We start from the raw sequence: 17,091 nt of genomic DNA, 5'->3' as shown, positions 1-17,091 counted from the left end.
TTGAATCGGGTGAGGTCTAAACCTCACCCTTTTTAGTGTCTGTGGTAGGTACAAAGCCCGTAACAACTCATTGCTGATTACGCTGCGGAGAACTCCTTAAAAGCAGCAATTGCATGGCTGCCGTACATGAGCGATGGGCCACCACCCATCATGACAGCTACCCCAACCAACTCCTCTAACTCTTCTTTACTCATACCTAAGCGAATACAAGCTTGCGTATGGAAAGCGATACAGTCATCGCAACGAATCGCAATAGCAATGGCTAAGGCTAATAACTCCTTGGTTTTCTCATCTAGTGCACCTGCTTTGGTCGCGGCAGATGATAGGGCAGCAAAGCCTTTCATAAGCTCAGGATTGCCCTGCTTTAAATCGCGTAAATTACCAGAAACGACCTGGGTTAATTCCTTATAACTCATACTGCACTCCTTGAAGCATTGTTAGTAAAATCAAACTAGAATAACTCAGTTAAAGTGAATAACATTAGTAATAGCTAATGTAGTTATAAGTAATTTAACACGCTATTTTTTTACTGTCAAGCTGACTTCATTCCTGCACACGCGGAAACTACCAATCAATGCCCACACCCGCATTGGTATTTTTCGTGGGTTTGACAGACACACCTGTTGACACTCGGATCTTACGCCCGCTAGACCATGGATAAAACCTGATTGCGTTAGTGATCCAAGCGGGCGTATCAGAACCCACAGTAAACGGCACTGAATGGCTCGCCCCCGCAGACACCCTAGGCTTGCCCGAATTACTCGTACAAGCCGTCAGACTAATGAGTGCAATCATAGCAAAGAAAAGACTAAGGATTTTTTTCATAAGGAATTTAACTTATGGCTGAGTAAAACAATACAAACTAAGCTTAACATAGCTAGCAGCCACTTTGACTGACTAGGCAAGCATATACACGCTATCACCCACCTACCACACTATCAGTCCCTCGTAGATAAGCTCACCCTATTTTTTAATCATCGTGATTAACGCTATTCATCAGCTCGGCTTTCCTGCCCTGCTCCTTGCGCGCGTTAAGTGTCATTTCCTCCTCAGCGACAGCTGGTGGTGCATTTAAGGGCATTTGCAGAATTTCCATCAAACCATTGCCAATGTCTCTGGCATAGCGACTATCATTCATCAAGGAAGAAGTTTGCCAACCATCTAATTCATTGTGACGCAATTTTTGCATGGCACGTGCGCGAAATTCGTCAAGTTTTTGAATCTGCCGCTGTAACTCATTCATCATATTAGGCCAGGCCTCTGTATCTGCTTTAGTCATAATCATGTGCTGAGCTAAGCATAAAACCTTGAACAGGTATTGTCTTAATTTGAGGTACTCATGATGGGGAGCAGCGTCGTGGTTTTGTAAATAGATTTGCATGTTTTTTTGTAGATGCTTTGCATCTTTGATGATATCGACCATGCGCAACATCACGATGTTAGCTTCTTTTAATCGCTCTTGATGAAGCTCACTATCAATATCCATTTTGCTCATAAAGTCCAGCAAATCACTATAAATAGGCTTGATTTGAGCTTCATAGAGTGCTCGGGCATTTAACTTAAATGGACCGACTGGCTCACTCACCGTATGAGCACATACCGCACCCTTGCCAGCGTTACGGCGCAGATCGGCTGGCGGAATAAATAACACATGACAAATCACCTCTAAGCATAAGGAGCTAAAATGTTGTAGCTCTTGGAACACAGCACGATAAGCCGTCTCACCTGAACGTAACATATTCGCTTGAAGGTAAATAGCGCCCACCGTTTTAAATTCATTGTCAGCTAAAATCGGCTCAGTCTTATCCGGTAACAGTCGGTAGAGAAAATGCGCAAAATGATCCTGCCACGGCCAAAACACTAATAGCCCTACAAAGTTAACTAAGGTATGAAAAAACGCCAATTGCAGCAAATGATTCATCCCCGTTTTCTCGCTGATATAGCTTACTACACTAACTATCGGCACCCATAATAACAGTCCTAGCATCACCGTGACGATATTAAAAATCAAATGTGCCAGGGCTAGCCGCCGCCCCTTGCGATCGTTACCCAACATGCCAACCAAGCTGGTTGTCACACTACTCCCTAAGTTGGAGCCAAGGGCAATCGCAAAGGCTTGCATCAAAGCAATTTGCTCACTGCCTAATAAGGCCAAGGTTAAAATTAAGGTCGCATGAGAGGATTGCAAAGCCATCGTGACAAGCAAACCCACCCCACTAAACAACATAATTTGCGCAATACCGCTCACCGTAATCGATTGCATTAACAACTGATTGTCGATATTATCAAAACTCAACTTGATGGCATCAATCCCAAAAAAAATCAGGGCAATACCAACTAAAACACGACCAAAAAACTTATACTTACCCTCAAGCAAACTAAAGAAAACCCCAAACACAAGCATGGGCACCGCCACGGCACCTAGACTCACATTGTGGCCAATCAAGGCCAACAACCAAATTCCACTCGTGGCCCCGATATTAGTCCCTAAGTTAATAGCAATACCACTCACCAAGCCAATCATGCCGGTACTTAAAAATGCCATGGTCAGCAAGGAGACGAGCGTACTGGATTGTAAGAAAAAAGTGGATACAACGCCGAAAGCAAAGCCTTTTAATTTAGTCGCTGTACTATAGACCAAAAACCTTTCAAAAGCGCCACCCACACTATTTTGTAAACCCTCTTTGATGCATTGCAAGCCAAAAATAAACAGGGCTAAGCCATAGCTCAATACTAACCATGGCTCACTTTGCGAAAAAGAATAAGCCATCGCAGCTAAGAATAAAGCTATCAACATTGGTCTTACTAAGCTTTTAGTCATGCTACCCCTGTGATTCACTGTTTAAATTCCCTATAGTTTAGCAATGTAAGCCTATCAACATTAGTCAAGTCTAATAAATAACTGAAATTCTCACTAACAAGGATTAAAATACCTAGTATAGAGCGGTGTGCGACAACTAAAAATTTGTCATTATCCTATGATCGTTCATAGGCATAGTCGGCCTACGCATTATCCGTTTAATTAATTTTTAACTCATATTTACTATGAAGAAACATACGCATTTCTTTTTTGGCTTATTGCCAAAATTACCTGCAAGCAACATCCATTGGTTAATGCCGTTATTATTATCAGGCATTATGAGTGGGGTTGTTTCAGCTTACAACACCATTAAAAATTTGGGCTTGGTAGATGGCATTTTTCCAATATAGCTCAATAACTGGCTTCAGTCTTGGTTAATCGCCTTTCCATTAGTTCTAATCATTCTGCCAATCTTGCGGCGCGTAGTCGGCACGATGATTTATACGCCGACTAAAAAGCAATAAGCCCCACGTTGCATTGGATTTAAAACAATCACTTAGGAGCTCGCACTGCTCTAGCCTTGACCGCTAGCTGCCGCTGAGAGCTGTCAGGGCTAACGTTGCTCGACACTGTTAAATCTAAGCATCAACCAGCTTTGAGTGCCTAAAATCCGTGGGCTGTCTAGCGTATAAAAACCAATACGTTTATAATAGCGTACATTTTCTGGTTTATCAGTTTCTAAATAGAGGGGAGCACTTGGTGCCCGCAGCTCGGCCTGCTCAAAAGCCCGCGTCAATAATTGTCGAGCAATACCCTGCCCTTGCCAAGCTGGATCAACAGCCAGGGGACCCAAGTGCCAATGCGGGCTACGGGGGTTTAGTTTAGCCCAACTGCCTAGCCAGATAGCCAGGCGCAACTGCCCTAACAAGCTATTTGAAAGCACCATCGAAGGTAGTAGCCGCATCATATCCATAAGTGAGGGGCTACAATGCCCAGGGGCAAGAACCCCAAGTACCCCGACTAAACGCTGCTCAACAAAGGCGCCGTACAAGCAACCTTTACGCGCCACATAGGCGAGCATCCCGGGAAAGAAACGTTGCAGTCGACGCTGGCGTTTTTCTTCAGCCTGCCCAAATACCTTTGTATGTAATGGGTTATCACGCATGGCCTGCGCACAAATTGCCACGGCATCTACTAGCTCTTCTTGCTTAAGCGGACGAATGCTTAATTGCTGGACTATGGCTCGATTCAACTCACGCTCCTATTTCATCAAAGCAACCCGCACTTCAACAAGTAGCAAGGCTTCCACAGTTAAATTGTATTCACAGACTGACTGTTTTGCTGCCTATATCATGGCGATCCTGGTAAGCACTAAAGCACCTGCGAACAATTGACCAGTGACGTACAAAAAATCCGGAGTAAATAAAATGATGTACTTACTCCGGAATCCATTTGTCAATAGAAGTCAATAAGGCAAAATGCTTTATTTAATCGATCTGAGGATTAGCTCGCTTTTTTAAACTTCAACGACATAAACCCTTCAAGCGAATCGTCCTTAATCTCTAACCAAGGTCTTGGCAACTGAGCTGCCATTGTTCCAGTAATTGCTGAAGGATAAGACTTATTTCTAAAGCCCATGATATCAGCCTGTTTATCCTGTAACCAGCGCTTGAATAACTCAGCCTGCTCATGAACTGGAAAACTTGGATAATCGGTTGCTTCTAACAAATCTTGAATGTAGCTTGCTTGGAAGTCAATTGACTTTTCATCCGTATCCAACAACTCGTGACGTGCTAACCATGAGTCAATGTCTTTACGACGAGTGGCTTCATCCGGCAATTCAATTTTACCCATCATGAAATCACGCGCATACCAAGCTTGGGTATCAAACATATTAAATGTGAACCACTGATCCTGCATGCCTAAGTACATCAACTTTGGATTACTTTGGAAAAAGATACCCTTATAAAGGTTATCTGGATACAAACAGTTATGCGTCTCCAAACGCAGCTCATCTGGTAAGAATGGGAAGTGGAAAATATAGCCGGTACACATAATAATGGCATCAAATGGCTGACTACTACCATCCGTAAAATAAACCACATTACCTTCAATACGATCTAAACCCGGCTTTTCAAAAATGCTTTCAGGCCATTCATAACCAAACGTGCCGCTGCGCTGACTGATAGTAACTGTCTTGGCACCATACTTATAACATTGTGAACCGATATCTTCTGCCGAATAACTACCGCCCACTAATAATACATCCTTGCCTTCAAATTCTAAGGCATCACGGAAGTCATGAGCATGCAAAACACGACCAGGGAACTGCTCCAAACCCTCATAATAAGGCATATTTGGAGTAGAGAAATGACCTGTGGCAACAATTACATAATCAAACTCTTCAGATTCTTGCTCACCGGTTTTGTGATTCATTACCGTTACGGTAAACAGTTGGGTTTCATCATCAAAGGTCACCCAACGTACAGGGCACTCGAAACGGATATAATTAAAGATCGCACGTTTATCTAGACGTCCCATGATGTAGTCTTTAAGCACCTCACGCGGCGGATAAGAAGGAATTGGTTGATCAAAATGCTGATCAAAAGAGTAGTCCGCAAACTCTAAACACTCTTTAGGACCGTTAGACCACAGATAACGGTACATACTCCCGTGCACGGGTTCGCCGTTTTTATCAAGACCTGTACGCCATGTGTAGTTCCACATACCGCCCACGTCATTTTGTTTTTCATAACAGACAATTTCTGGCAAATCGGTGACGCCTGCTTTACGCAACGCCTCAAACGCACGTAGTTGGGCTAAACCACTTGGACCCGCACCTAAAATAGCAATTCTCGTTTTACGTTTATTCAAAATAAGATACCACCAATTATTTATACGCTCTATGCTATCTACATCAGAGCGTGTGATTACTGATTAATAGAAAAAATTTGACAGGGCACTAACAACACCCTAATTGATTGCCGCAAATCTCTGCAGCGTAAGATAATTACATAGCATCAATCAATACTAGTACTGATACTAACATGATGATTATAACAGACATAAGCAGATGCTTCAAATGAGGGATAATTTGCTAGCCAGTAAACACTGTACGGAACGTGATTTGCTAGTTTGAGGGTAACCATCCCCTAAATCATTACCGATAACATTTATCACAACTGGCTAATTTACGAGAATGCAAATACAAGAATAACTTATAGCTTACTAGTGCTGGTATCAAATTAATGGCTATTAATACCAAAAAACCAAAATAACTAACATCCCCCAAACCGAACTTTATGGTAAACCATAAAACACTTTCCGCCAGAAACAAATCACCAAGCCAAGAGTAAATAGGGGCAAGCAATAAAAAAGTAAGAATAAAAAAAACTAAAAAAATAAAGAGTCTTACGAACTTAGAGACATACTGGGGTGTTTTTTGCATAATCAGTTATCGTTCCGTAGATATATAAGTTGAGTATACGGGAGCCTTTGTGTAGCCTGATATAGTGACCCAGAGAATAACGTACAGCCTGCCATGGCTATAGGAGGCGTACCCCCGCAACTTAAAGCGGTTTAAAATCCATATCATTCCACAAAAGGTGTTCCTAAAAATGGGGGTCATACACCGTTTAACTCACGTAATGCCTCTGGATACCGATTAGCTATTTTTAACAATGTTTGCGCAGCACCACTGGGTTTTCGTCTACCTTGCTCCCATTCTTGCAAGGTGCGAATGGAAATCCCCATCAATTTGGCAAAAGAGTCTTGAGATAAACCTGCATTGATACGAGCTTTAGTGACTTCTGTCACATTGACTTTGGTTGATGAAGCAAACTTCCGGTTTTTCATTTCTCTTACGGATTGAAGAAGGTCTTCTTCAAACTGTTTCATCTCTTTATCATGCATTTGGACACCTCATTTTTCAGTTTAAGCAAAAACTCAGTAGAAAGGTTGTCGAATTTTGCTTTTGTGTACGCTATTAGTAATGTTATTTCACCTACGGACGGGTTGAAATAGATAACTCTTACACCACCCCGTTTGCCAGAGCCTTGTTTTCCCCAACGTACTTTACGTAAACCACCAGAACCCGGAATAACGTCACCAACTTCAGGATTGCACGCAAGCCAATCAATGAACTCCTGTCGCTCCTTATCCGACCAGATAGGTGCAATGACCCAGCATAACTCTCTACCGTGATGCACACCATAAATCATTTTATTAATTTTATAAAGTGTTGGGATCAACAGTTTATGATCCCAACAAATTTATGGGAATAGCCCAAAATAAGACTAAAAAAACTTAAAGGAAATTACAGAAATTTAAGCTGCAAAAATACCACAACCCTTTGATTTCATGGGTCTTATTGAAGATTTTTAAAGGGAATAAAAGGGGAGTAAATTTGACTGATGGTGCTCACGGGGAGACTTGAACTCCCAAGGCTCTCGCCACTACCACCTCAAGGTAGCGTGTCTACCAATTCCACCACGTGAGCAATTATGTAGATGATTGAATTTTTATCTTGCGATAAAGAGGTAGATTCTATCATGGCTTTGGCGATTCTGCAAGGCTTAATTTCCGCCATCACCCAAAATCTACCTGCTTATAAGCGTGTGAGCAGCAAAAAGACCACACAACATTATTAACGGCGACTACTCAGTAGCTGGTGTCGTGCTTTCTGTTGCTGGCGCTACCGGTGCACCCATGGATGGTGCTGCTGGAACAGCACTATCCGTCGCATCTGGCGTTGCAGGTACACTGGCACCACTAGCGCCTGGAGCGACCGGAAGCTCATTATACTGCTCCATCAAGCCAGCATCAGTGCCACCCGAGGATTGCGTCGGTGCCATTGAAGTGCTACCAATATAGGCTAAACCTAAAGTACAAATAAAGAAGATGATGGCAGCCCACTTGGTCATGCGAGAGAAAAAGTTTGAGGCACCGGCAGAACCGAAAATACTACCTGCAGAACCACTGCCAAACGCCGAACCCATATCAGCGCCCTTGCCCTGTTGCAACATGACGAGAACAATCACGGCAAAAGCAGCAATTACTTGCACCACAATCAATACTGGAAAAATAAATGACGGCATTAAAAACTCCAACGAAGGAATAAGAGCAATTAGCTCGAAACTTTAAAAATTAAAAACAAATAACACGACATGCAAAACCGCAGCTGGATACTACTTTAAGCCAGCGTTAGCAATCGCTAAAAAATCCTTGGCATCCAGTGATGCACCACCGACTAAGGCACCATTAATATCTGGCATGGCAAATAAACTGGCAGCATTATCCGGCTTTACACTACCACCGTATAAAATAAATAGTTCTGACACCCCAATTGCCTCTAGCAGGGAACGAATATAGGCATGCACTGTCTGCGCCTGCTCGGGTGTCGCTGTCAGTCCTGTACCAATGGCCCAGATCGGCTCATAGGCAATGACCATCTTTGATACCTGCTCAGCACCTAAGGCTAAGATTGGTTTAAGCTGCTCACGGATCACCTCCAAAGCAGCACCATCCTCATGCGCTTTATAGGATTCCCCCACACAGACGACCGGCGTCAAACCACGCTTAAGTGCTTTTTGTGCCTTTTCGGCAACCTGTGCGCTGGTCTCACCGTGCATAGTGCGACGCTCCGAATGACCAACCAACACCCAAGTGGCGCCAAAATCGCATAGCATTTGCGCCGAAACCTCACCAGTATAGGCGCCCTGCGCATGACAACTCACATCCTGCGCGCCCCAGCTAATATCACTAGTGTAGAGCAACTCTCTGGCTTGGGCCAAATAGGGAAACGGCACACAGACACCTAGCGCCACAGCGGCAGGTAGCGCCTCCGCCCCTTCTAATAATCGACGCATTAACTCACGGTTTTCTTTAATACTACCGTGCATTTTCCAGTTGCCAAGAATTAATCGACCGCCTCGACCATCCCTAAGGATTTGGGGCGTGGTGGCAAGCGCATTAAGATGATGATCAGTCACAGTCACTATTAATGAATTAGTAATTCAGTATTCCAAGATAACCCATGATTATAGCTTGAAAATCTATTCGCTGTCCGGAAAAGTGATGATAATTTTACCGATTTGCTCACCCGCATCCATCATTTCATGCGCTTGGCGAATCTCTTGATAATCAAGTACCGCATGCACCACCGGCTTAATCTTCCCTGCCTCAATCAATGGCCAGACCTTTTCTAGCAGCGCACGGGCAATTTTTGCCTTATATTCGTCGCTCCGCGGTCTAAGACTAGAGCCAGTGACGGTCAGTCGTTTAAACACAATCCGTGCCGCATCTAGCTCACCCATGCGACCACCCATAATCGCAATCATTGATAAACGACCATCTTCCGCCAAGCAACGGATATTTTTACTAATATAATCACCGGCGACCATATCCAGAATCACATCCACGCCCCGCTTATTTGTCAGTTCAGCAATCACATCAACAAAGTCCTGAGTTTTATAGTTAATGCCCTTATCACAACCCAAGGCTTCAATCGCTTGCACGCGTTCATCTGAACCTGCCGTTGCATACACCGTATGACCCATTGCCTTAGCGATTTGAATCGCTGTCGTACCAATACCGCTGGTGCCCCCATGAACCAGTAAAGTTTCGCCCTCAGCTAAGCCCGCGCGGTCAAAGACATTCACCCACACCGTAAAGTAAGTCTCGGGTAAGCCAGCGGCCTCAACCATGCTTAAGCCCTGCGGAATGGGTAGGCAATGTGCGGCGGGCGTTGCGACATATTCTGCATAACCGCCACCCGGTGTTAAGGCACAGACCGCATCACCGATGTTGAGATTCGTGCCGCTCAGATCACCCTCAACAATCACCCCTGCTACCTCTAAACCAGGCAGATCGGAAGCGCCCTTAGGAGGAGGATAGCTACCTTGACGTTGCGCCACATCGGGGCGATTAATACCGGCCGCCTTGACTCGAATTAACACCTCACCAGCCTTGAGTGATGGTTTTTCGCGCTCGCACACGTGCAATACCTCAGGACCACCCGCTCCCTTAATCTCAATCGCTTTCATCATTAGCCACTCCTTCATTGATAAGAAAAGCCTCTTTTGCTTAGTATACAAAAGAGGCTTTTGATTTATTGAATCATTAATTGAAAAAATTTCTTAAGCGATCGCCCCAAGACTTATTTTGCGGCGAATGCTTATCTGCATCTTTTTCCACAGAATCAGCAAACTTCTTGAGTAAGTCTTTTTGCTCATCACTTAGACGCACCGGGGTTTCAACCACCACATGACAATATAAATCGCCCGGGTAACCAGCGCGAACACCCTTAATACCCTTGCCACGTAGGCGGAATACCTTGGAAGTTTGTGTGCCTTCAGGGATTTTAATCTCGCCCTTACCGTTAAGGGTTGGAACGGTTAGCGTACCACCCAGTGCTGCGGTAACAAAAGACAGCGGAACTTCGCAATGCAAATCATCGCCATCACGGGTAAAGATATCATGCGGTTTAATCAATACATCAATGTATAAATCACCCGGAGGGCCGCCATTTTCGCCCGGTTCGCCATTGCCAGCAGAGCGTACACGCATGCCGCTGTCAATACCAGCAGGAATGTCCACGGCCAAGGTTTTATGCTTGCGTACGCGACCCACACCGTCACATGTTTTACAAGGATCCTTAATCTCCTTGCCAGAACCGTGACATTTAGGACACGTCTGCTGCATATGGAAAATGCCTTGACGCACATTCATGGTCCCGCTACCATGACACATACTACATGTGGTCGGCTCAGTACCCTCTTTGGCGCCGCTACCGTGACAGGTCTCACAAATTTCCCAACTCGGTACACGGATCTCGGTCTTATAGCCTGCAGCTGCCTGTTCAAGCGTAATCTCCATGCGATAACGCAAATCCGCACCGCGACTTACACGCGGACCGCTTTGACGGGCACCACTCTGACCGAAGATATCGCCAAAAATACCGCCAAAAATATCACCCAAGTCATCAAAACCTGCACCACCGCCCATTGCATTTGGATCAACGCCGGCATGACCAAAACGATCGTAGGCTGCCTTCTTTTCCGGGTCGGAAAGCACATCGTAGGCCTCTTTGATCGTTTTAAACTTTTCTTCTGCCGCCTTATCCCCTTGGGTACGATCGGGGTGGTACTTCATGGCGAGTTTACGGAAGGCCTTTTTAATCTCGTCTTCCGTTGCGTTTTTACCGAGGCCTAAGGATTCATAATAATCAGCTTTTGCCATTTGAATTTAACCTTTGTATTTTTACAAACAAAATGCTCCCGCAAGGAAAGAACCGTGCTGGGAGCATTTTCTTAAGCCAAGACTACTTAGTCTTCACGCTTTACTTCTTTGAAGTCAGCGTCGACGACATTCTCGTCCTGTGGCTGAGCATCCGCACCCGCTGCGCCCTGTTGAGCCGCCGCTTGCGCTTGCATATCAGCGTACATCTTTTCGCCAAGCTTTTGAGAAGCAACGCCTAGGGCCTCAGTCTTCGCATCAATGGCAGCCTTATCGTCACCCTTGATCGCTTCTTCCAAGTCCTTGATAGCGCTCTCAATCGCTTCTTTTTCAGAAGCCTCTAGCTTGTCGCCGTACTCCTGTAAAGACTTGCGAGTGCTGTGCACTAAAACGTCTGCCTGGTTACGTGCACTGACTAATTCAGCGGTGCGCTTATCCTCTTCGGCATTGGCCTCCGCGTCTTTAATCATGCGCTCAACTTCCTCATCCGATAAACCGGAGTTGGCCTTAATGGTCACCTGATTTTCCTTACCAGTACCCTTATCCTTCGCTGAAACGTGTAACACACCGTTAGCGTCAATATCAAAGGTCACTTCAATCTGAGGTAAACCACGCGGTGCTGGCGGGATACCCTCTAGGTTAAACTCACCTAAGAGCTTATTACCTGAAGCAATCTCACGCTCACCTTGGTACACCTTAATGGTAACCGCAGGCTGGTTATCATCCGCAGTTGAGAAGGTTTGCTGGTGACGCGTTGGGATGGTTGTGTTTTTCTCAATCATCTTAGTCATCACACCGCCCAAGGTTTCAATACCTAAGGATAATGGCGTAACGTCTAATAAAAGAACGTCAGTGCGATCACCCGATAAGACCGAACCCTGTAGGGCTGCACCCTGCGCTACTGCTTCATCTGGATTCACATCCTTACGCGGATCCTTACCAAAGAACTCCTTCACCTTTTCCTGAACGGCTGGCATACGAGTCATACCACCAACCAAGATCACGTCGTCGATTTCAGAGAGCTTAATACCGGCATCCTTAATCGCCACACGGCAAGGCTCAAGCGTACGCTCAACCAAGTCCTCAACTAAAGCCTCTAACTTGGCACGTGTTAAGCGGATATTCAAGTGCTTAGGACCTGAAGCATCAGCCGTCACGTATGGTAAGTTAACGTCTGTTTGAGTGGTTGAAGAAAGCTCAATCTTAGCCTTTTCAGCCGCCTCTTTTAGACGCTGTAATGCCAATACGTCTTTAGATAAATCAACGCCCTGTTCCTTTTTGAACTCATCGATGATGTACTCAATAATACGCTGGTCAAAGTCCTCACCACCTAGGAAGGTATCACCGTTAGTCGAGAGTACTTCGAACTGCTTATCACCATCAACGTCGGCAATCTCAATGATTGACACGTCAAAGGTACCACCACCTAAGTCAAACACCGCAATCTTACGATCGCCTGCGTCTACTTTGTCCATACCAAAGGCTAAGGCTGCCGCAGTTGGCTCGTTAATAATACGCTTAACTTCCAGACCCGCAATACGACCAGCGTCCTGAGTGGCTTGGCGCTGACTGTCGTTAAAGTAGGCAGGTACGGTAATCACCGCTTCAGTTACCGGCTCACCTAAGAAAGCTTCGGCCGTTTCCTTCATCTTGCGAAGTACCTCAGCAGACACCTGTGGCGGCGCCATTTTCTTACCATTGACCTCAACCCAGGCGTCACCATTGTCCGCCTTAACGATTTGGTAAGGGGTGATTTGGATGTCTTTTTGTACCTCGGCATCATCAAAACGACGACCGATTAAACGCTTAATTGCGTAAAGTGTATTTTTAGGATTAGTCACTGCCTGACGCTTGGCCGGCGCACCGACTAAAATCTCTCCGTCTTGTAAATAAGCCACGACGGATGGCATAGTACGACCGCCCTCTGCATTTTCGATAATCTTGATTTGCTTACCGTCTAATAATGAGACGCAGCTGTTGGTAGTACCTAAGTCAATACCAATAATTTTAGACATATGTAATTTTCCTTACGAAAACAATTTAATTTCTGACCTAAACAAGATAGGGTTGAAAATTTGTATTTCAAGAGATTTTTTATAAATTTTTATACCGCAACCACAACGAGCGCCGGACGCACCACGCGCTCGGAGAGGCAATAGCCCTTTTGCAATACTTGCACAATAGTATTGGCCGCATGGTTTGGATCACTGACTGATGAAATGGCCTGATGCACATTAGGATCAAACACATCACCCACGGCAGGCGCCACTTCTTTTAAGCTATTGCGCTCAAAGGCTTGAGTTAATTGACGCAAGGTGGTCTCAGTACCCTCTTTATAGCTCTCAGTAGATTGCTGCTCATGCGCTAACGCAGCTTCTAAGCTATCACGTACCGGAATCAAGCTCTCAGCAAAGGACTTTAATGAGAACTTACGTGCTTTAGACACTTCTTCCTCGCTGCGACGGCGAATATTTTCAACCTCAGCACGGGCTCTTAACAGCTCATCATGTAAGCGTGCGACCTCGCTTTGCAGCTCAGTCACCATCGCGCCTAAATCCTCACTCGCTTCCTCAGTCTCAACGCCCAAGCTCTCCGCCAATTCCTCTTCCGTAATGGGCTCAGCTTGACTTAACTCCTCCTCACTCACGAGGTGCTCAGCCGTTGTTTGAGGCTGCTCTTGCTCTTGGTTCTTATCAGTCATAAAAGCATTCCTGAAATAATATAAATAACAAAAAGCAAAGTCACGACCAATCGCCCTACTAGGTCCGGCGTCACTTTGCAACCGAATATACTTTGTATATGGTATGACTTAGCCCTTTTTCAAGGTATCAAGTAAATCTTTTTGAGCTAAAGCGCTTAACGCCACCCTTGGAGGTTCGTTTCTACCAACGATTGCAAGGCATGCATCCAGTCGTCCTCGGCATTCAGGCATGGGATATAGCGTAGCGCCTCGCCCCCTTCCTCTTGTTCAAAGATTTCCTTACAGCCCATGGCAATTTCTTCTAGGGTCTCTAAGCAATCCACACTAAACCCAGGGCAAATCACATCAAGTTTTTTGATACCCGCTTGGGCGCATTTTCTAACCGTTTCTTCTGTGCTGGGACCAATCCACTTGGCCTTGCCAAAGCGACTTTGGAAACTTACTGCCAAGGGCACCCCCTGCGCTTGTAAGGCCTCACGCAACAACGCTGCCGTTAAATGGCAATGGTCCCAATAGGGATCGCCTTTATCCACCATGGCCTGGGGCAAGCCATGAAAACTCAATAATAAATGCTCCGCTTTACCATGCTGCGACCAATAATTCTCAATACTGCGCGCTAAGGCCTCAATATAGCGGGGGTGGTCGGTGTAATGCTTGATGGCACGAAAATTAACCGGGTCGCGCAAGTTGACATTGTAACGCCCGAGATAGTCCAAAATGGTACCGGTGGTACTACCGGAAAACTGAGGATACATCGGCACCACCAAGATATTTTCACAGCCCTGAGCACGCAAGGCATCTAATCTTTCATTCAGCCGTGGCTCACCATAGCGCATGGCAAAGTCTACTAGCACTGGCGCTTGCTCTGCTTGGCACGCAGCGGATAAACGCTGCTGTAACTTGTCTGCCTGTGCTTTGGTGTGGACATAGAGCGGTGAGCCCTGCGGCATCCAGATTAATTGATAATTCGCTGCCACGGGCTTGGAGCGACGTGGTGTAATCACAAACTTCAATAAGGGTTGCCATAACCATGGTGGCAATTCCACGACCTTTGGATCGGATAAAAACTCATCCAAATAAGCCTTAACCGCAGCGGGTGTAGGCTCCTTAGGGGTGCCCAGATTCACCAGTAACACCCCAATTGGCTTGGTTTGTACGCTTGCTTGATTCATACCTACTCTCAACAAACTTCAAGCTTAAAATAATCAGCTTAAAAAAACTTAATACTAGCGACTGACCGCTTTAGACAATAATTTAGCAGTTACATCAACAATGGTAATGACTCGTTGATATGCCATGCGACTTGGACCAATAACGCCCAAGGCCCCGATGATTTTACCATTAAGCTGATAGGGTGCTGCAATCACCGACATATCCCCCATCGGCAGCAATTGCGAATCACCACCGATAAAGATTTGCACACCTTGTGAACGACTAGACACATCCATCAATTGATAAAGCTCTGTTTTTTCCTCAAAGAGTTGAAATAGCTGGCGTAATCTATCCATATCAGCGGTTAAATCACTGACACCTAACAAACGATGCTCGCCGCGGATATGCACCGACTCTGACTCCTCCTTGGCTTGTACGCTACCCTCAAACGCCGCCCGCATTAGATGGCTAATATCGCTTTGCAATTGATTTAACTCACTACTCAGTGCCGTCAGCACCTCAGCAAAGGATTTGCCCGAAAAATGCTGATTAAAGTAATTGGCCGCATATTGCAGCTCCGAGCTCTGGTACTCTTTATCCACATAGAAAATGCGATTTTGCACATCACCCTCAGGTGTCACAATCACCAACAACACACGCGTCTTTGAGAGCTGTATAAAATCAATGTGCTTCACCACCTGTGAGGGTTGCGGGATCATCACCACACCGGCAAACTTTGTTAATTCAGAGACCATATCAACGGCTGTACTAAAGGCCGTTTTTGGATCCACACCATCAAAGGCATGCACCAAACTAGCGGCAAGGTCTGTCGCTGCACCCTGAGTCATAAAAGGCTCTTTGGCCACATCCCGACCCGAGTCGATTTTTATTTCACAAAAAAGGTCCTGCAACAACGCCTGACTAAAGTCCTGCTCCAAATTAAAGTCCTGATTAAACTTATCCGCATTCGAGGAAAGTAGATGATCCACAAATAAACGATAGCCCTTAGGCGTAGGCACACGCCCAGCGGAGGTGTGCGGGCTATGAATCAAACCCACACTCTCCAACTCACCCATCACACTGCGAATGGTCGCTGGCGACAAGGAAAATAAAGAAGACAGGGATTTGGAGCCCACAGGGGAGCCCTCTTGTATATATCGTTCAACAATCGCTTGCAATAAAGCGTGTGCGCGCTCATCTAACATGATTAATTCAGAAACGGTGTATTTTTGCTTTGATAATGGGGCGGTTGCACTTATATTAAAGCTTTTGGGTATGATGTAAAATTCATTATATATTTACTAGTTGGGTCTACTTATGCATTTTTCAACGGTGGCTTTATTTGGTCGGTATCAGGACTCGGGTATGGACACCCCCTTACGCAGGATGGCTGAGATTCTCAAGCATGCCGGATTATCCGTCGTCCTTGACAAAGACACGGCCATACACACCGGGGTCAAGGAATATCCTGCTATCGAAGCCTCAGAGATGGGTGGCAAGGTGGATTTAGCGGTGGTGATGGGTGGTGACGGTACGGTACTCGGTGTCGGTCGCAAGCTTTCACCCTACAACATCCCCATTCTTGGCATTAACCACGGTCGTTTGGGATTTATTACCGATATCCCCATGGAAAATGCGACCGAAGCGCTGGAGGCGGTACTTGAGGGTAAGTTTTCTAAAGAAAGTCGCAGCCTTCTCAGTGGGGAAGTGATCCGTGATGAGGCAGTGCTAACCAGTGATCTGGCGATTAATGACGTGGTGCTAAATCGCTCCGGCTACGGCGGCATGATCGAAATCGAGGTGCTGTATGACGACGATTTGATGTATAAGCAGCGCGCAGACGGCCTCATTGTATCAACCCCGACCGGCTCAACCGCCTACTCACTCAGCGCCAACGGACCGATTATGCACCCAGCGCTGGAGGCCTTTTTACTGGTACCCGTGGCGCCACAAACACTCTCGGCACGCCCGATTGTGGTACCGGATAACGGTGTCTTAACCCTCACCCTACAGGATATTAGCCGTGGTGGTTACGGTGCAAGTGTACATTTTGATATGCAAACCTGGATTAATTTGCATATAGGCGACAAGGTGGTGGTCAAAAAAGCCCAGCATAAGATGACTTTTTTACATCCCATCGGCTATAGTTTCTTTGGCACCCTACGCCATAAGATGAATTGGAATGTCATGCCTACCAACTAAA

Annotated in this window: 16 protein-coding genes, 1 tRNA gene and 1 pseudogene; 3 read left to right on the top strand and 15 right to left on the bottom strand. The window is 45.7% G+C overall.

Annotation, left to right across the window (positions count from 1 at the left end):
• Window positions 1–77: 77 nt before the first annotated feature.
• From A3GA_RS0102080 to A3GA_RS0102075, 3 genes are all read right to left on the bottom strand, one after another.
• A complete protein-coding gene (locus tag A3GA_RS0102080) occupies window positions 78–416 on the bottom strand; it encodes a carboxymuconolactone decarboxylase family protein (RefSeq protein ID WP_018025728.1) in 339 nt (112 codons plus the stop codon).
• Window positions 417–564: 148 nt separating this feature from the next.
• Window positions 565–825 (bottom strand): hypothetical protein, encoded by a 261-nt coding sequence (locus A3GA_RS12150; protein ID WP_141742780.1) that lies wholly within the window; start codon window positions 823–825, stop codon window positions 565–567.
• A gap of 145 nt (window positions 826–970) precedes the next feature.
• On the bottom strand, window positions 971–2,821 hold the full coding sequence (locus A3GA_RS0102075) for a Na/Pi cotransporter family protein (RefSeq protein WP_018025727.1): 1,851 nt from the start codon (window positions 2,819–2,821) through the stop codon (window positions 971–973).
• Between the two features lie 224 nt (window positions 2,822–3,045).
• Between A3GA_RS0102075 and A3GA_RS12525 the strand changes: the two are divergent.
• Window positions 3,046–3,324: pseudogene (locus A3GA_RS12525) on the top strand (DUF2798 domain-containing protein).
• 89 nt (window positions 3,325–3,413) lie between these two features.
• On the opposite strand, the gene A3GA_RS0102070 reads toward A3GA_RS12525, so the two are convergent.
• From A3GA_RS0102070 to A3GA_RS0102045, 4 genes are all read right to left on the bottom strand, one after another.
• The gene (locus A3GA_RS0102070; protein ID WP_018025726.1) at window positions 3,414–4,052 is read right to left on the bottom strand and encodes a GNAT family N-acetyltransferase; all 639 of its coding nucleotides are present in this window, start codon (window positions 4,050–4,052) and stop codon (window positions 3,414–3,416) included.
• 251 nt (window positions 4,053–4,303) lie between these two features.
• A complete protein-coding gene (locus A3GA_RS0102065) occupies window positions 4,304–5,674 on the bottom strand; it encodes a flavin-containing monooxygenase (RefSeq protein WP_018025725.1) in 1,371 nt (456 codons plus the stop codon).
• A 750-nt stretch (window positions 5,675–6,424) separates the two neighbouring features.
• Complete coding sequence (locus tag A3GA_RS0102055) at window positions 6,425–6,712, bottom strand: helix-turn-helix domain-containing protein (RefSeq protein WP_018025723.1); 288 nt, start codon at window positions 6,710–6,712, stop codon at window positions 6,425–6,427.
• A gap of 501 nt (window positions 6,713–7,213) precedes the next feature.
• A tRNA-Leu gene (locus A3GA_RS0102045) sits at window positions 7,214–7,298 on the bottom strand.
• A 10-nt stretch (window positions 7,299–7,308) separates the two neighbouring features.
• Between A3GA_RS0102045 and A3GA_RS12145 the strand changes: the two genes are divergently transcribed.
• Window positions 7,309–7,449 carry a hypothetical protein gene (locus tag A3GA_RS12145; protein ID WP_018025721.1) on the top strand — a complete coding sequence of 47 codons (141 nt, stop codon included), beginning with the start codon at window positions 7,309–7,311 and terminating at the stop codon, window positions 7,447–7,449.
• Window positions 7,450–7,455: 6 nt separating this feature from the next.
• On the opposite strand, the gene secG is transcribed toward A3GA_RS12145, so the two are convergent.
• From secG to A3GA_RS0102000, 8 genes are all read right to left on the bottom strand, one after another.
• Window positions 7,456–7,896 (bottom strand): preprotein translocase subunit SecG, encoded by a 441-nt coding sequence (gene secG, locus A3GA_RS0102035; RefSeq protein WP_018025720.1) that lies wholly within the window; start codon window positions 7,894–7,896, stop codon window positions 7,456–7,458.
• A gap of 90 nt (window positions 7,897–7,986) precedes the next feature.
• A complete protein-coding gene (gene tpiA, locus A3GA_RS0102030) occupies window positions 7,987–8,748 on the bottom strand; it encodes a triose-phosphate isomerase (RefSeq protein ID WP_040613983.1) in 762 nt (253 codons plus the stop codon).
• Window positions 8,749–8,853: 105 nt separating this feature from the next.
• The gene (locus A3GA_RS0102025; RefSeq protein ID WP_026156749.1) at window positions 8,854–9,843 is read right to left on the bottom strand and encodes an NAD(P)H-quinone oxidoreductase; all 990 of its coding nucleotides are present in this window, start codon (window positions 9,841–9,843) and stop codon (window positions 8,854–8,856) included.
• A gap of 76 nt (window positions 9,844–9,919) precedes the next feature.
• Window positions 9,920–11,038, bottom strand: coding sequence for a molecular chaperone DnaJ (gene dnaJ, locus A3GA_RS0102020; RefSeq protein WP_018025717.1), 1,119 nt, complete (start codon window positions 11,036–11,038; stop codon window positions 9,920–9,922).
• 86 nt (window positions 11,039–11,124) lie between these two features.
• Complete coding sequence (gene dnaK / locus A3GA_RS0102015; RefSeq protein ID WP_018025716.1) at window positions 11,125–13,050, bottom strand: molecular chaperone DnaK; 1,926 nt, start codon at window positions 13,048–13,050, stop codon at window positions 11,125–11,127.
• 89 nt (window positions 13,051–13,139) lie between these two features.
• Window positions 13,140–13,736, bottom strand: a complete 597-nt coding sequence (gene grpE, locus A3GA_RS0102010) for a nucleotide exchange factor GrpE (protein WP_018025715.1) — start codon at window positions 13,734–13,736, stop codon at window positions 13,140–13,142.
• 155 nt (window positions 13,737–13,891) lie between these two features.
• Window positions 13,892–14,908: a ferrochelatase gene (hemH, locus tag A3GA_RS0102005; RefSeq protein ID WP_018025714.1), complete on the bottom strand. Its 1,017-nt coding sequence runs from the start codon at window positions 14,906–14,908 to the stop codon at window positions 13,892–13,894.
• 54 nt (window positions 14,909–14,962) lie between these two features.
• Complete coding sequence (locus tag A3GA_RS0102000) at window positions 14,963–16,093, bottom strand: HrcA family transcriptional regulator (RefSeq protein ID WP_018025713.1); 1,131 nt, start codon at window positions 16,091–16,093, stop codon at window positions 14,963–14,965.
• 112 nt (window positions 16,094–16,205) lie between these two features.
• On the opposite strand from A3GA_RS0102000, the gene A3GA_RS0101990 reads away from it, so the two are divergent.
• Entirely contained in the window at window positions 16,206–17,090 is an 885-nt protein-coding gene (locus A3GA_RS0101990) for an NAD kinase (RefSeq protein ID WP_018025712.1), read from the top strand.
• Window position 17,091: the final 1 nt, after the last annotated feature.

Origin of the sequence: Oligella urethralis DSM 7531, assembly GCF_000372065.1 — a bacterium.
Classification (GTDB): domain Bacteria; phylum Pseudomonadota; class Gammaproteobacteria; order Burkholderiales; family Burkholderiaceae_B; genus Oligella; species Oligella urethralis.
The sequence above is the reverse complement of the archived record's forward strand: the minus strand, read 5'-3'. Positions and strand labels throughout refer to the sequence as shown.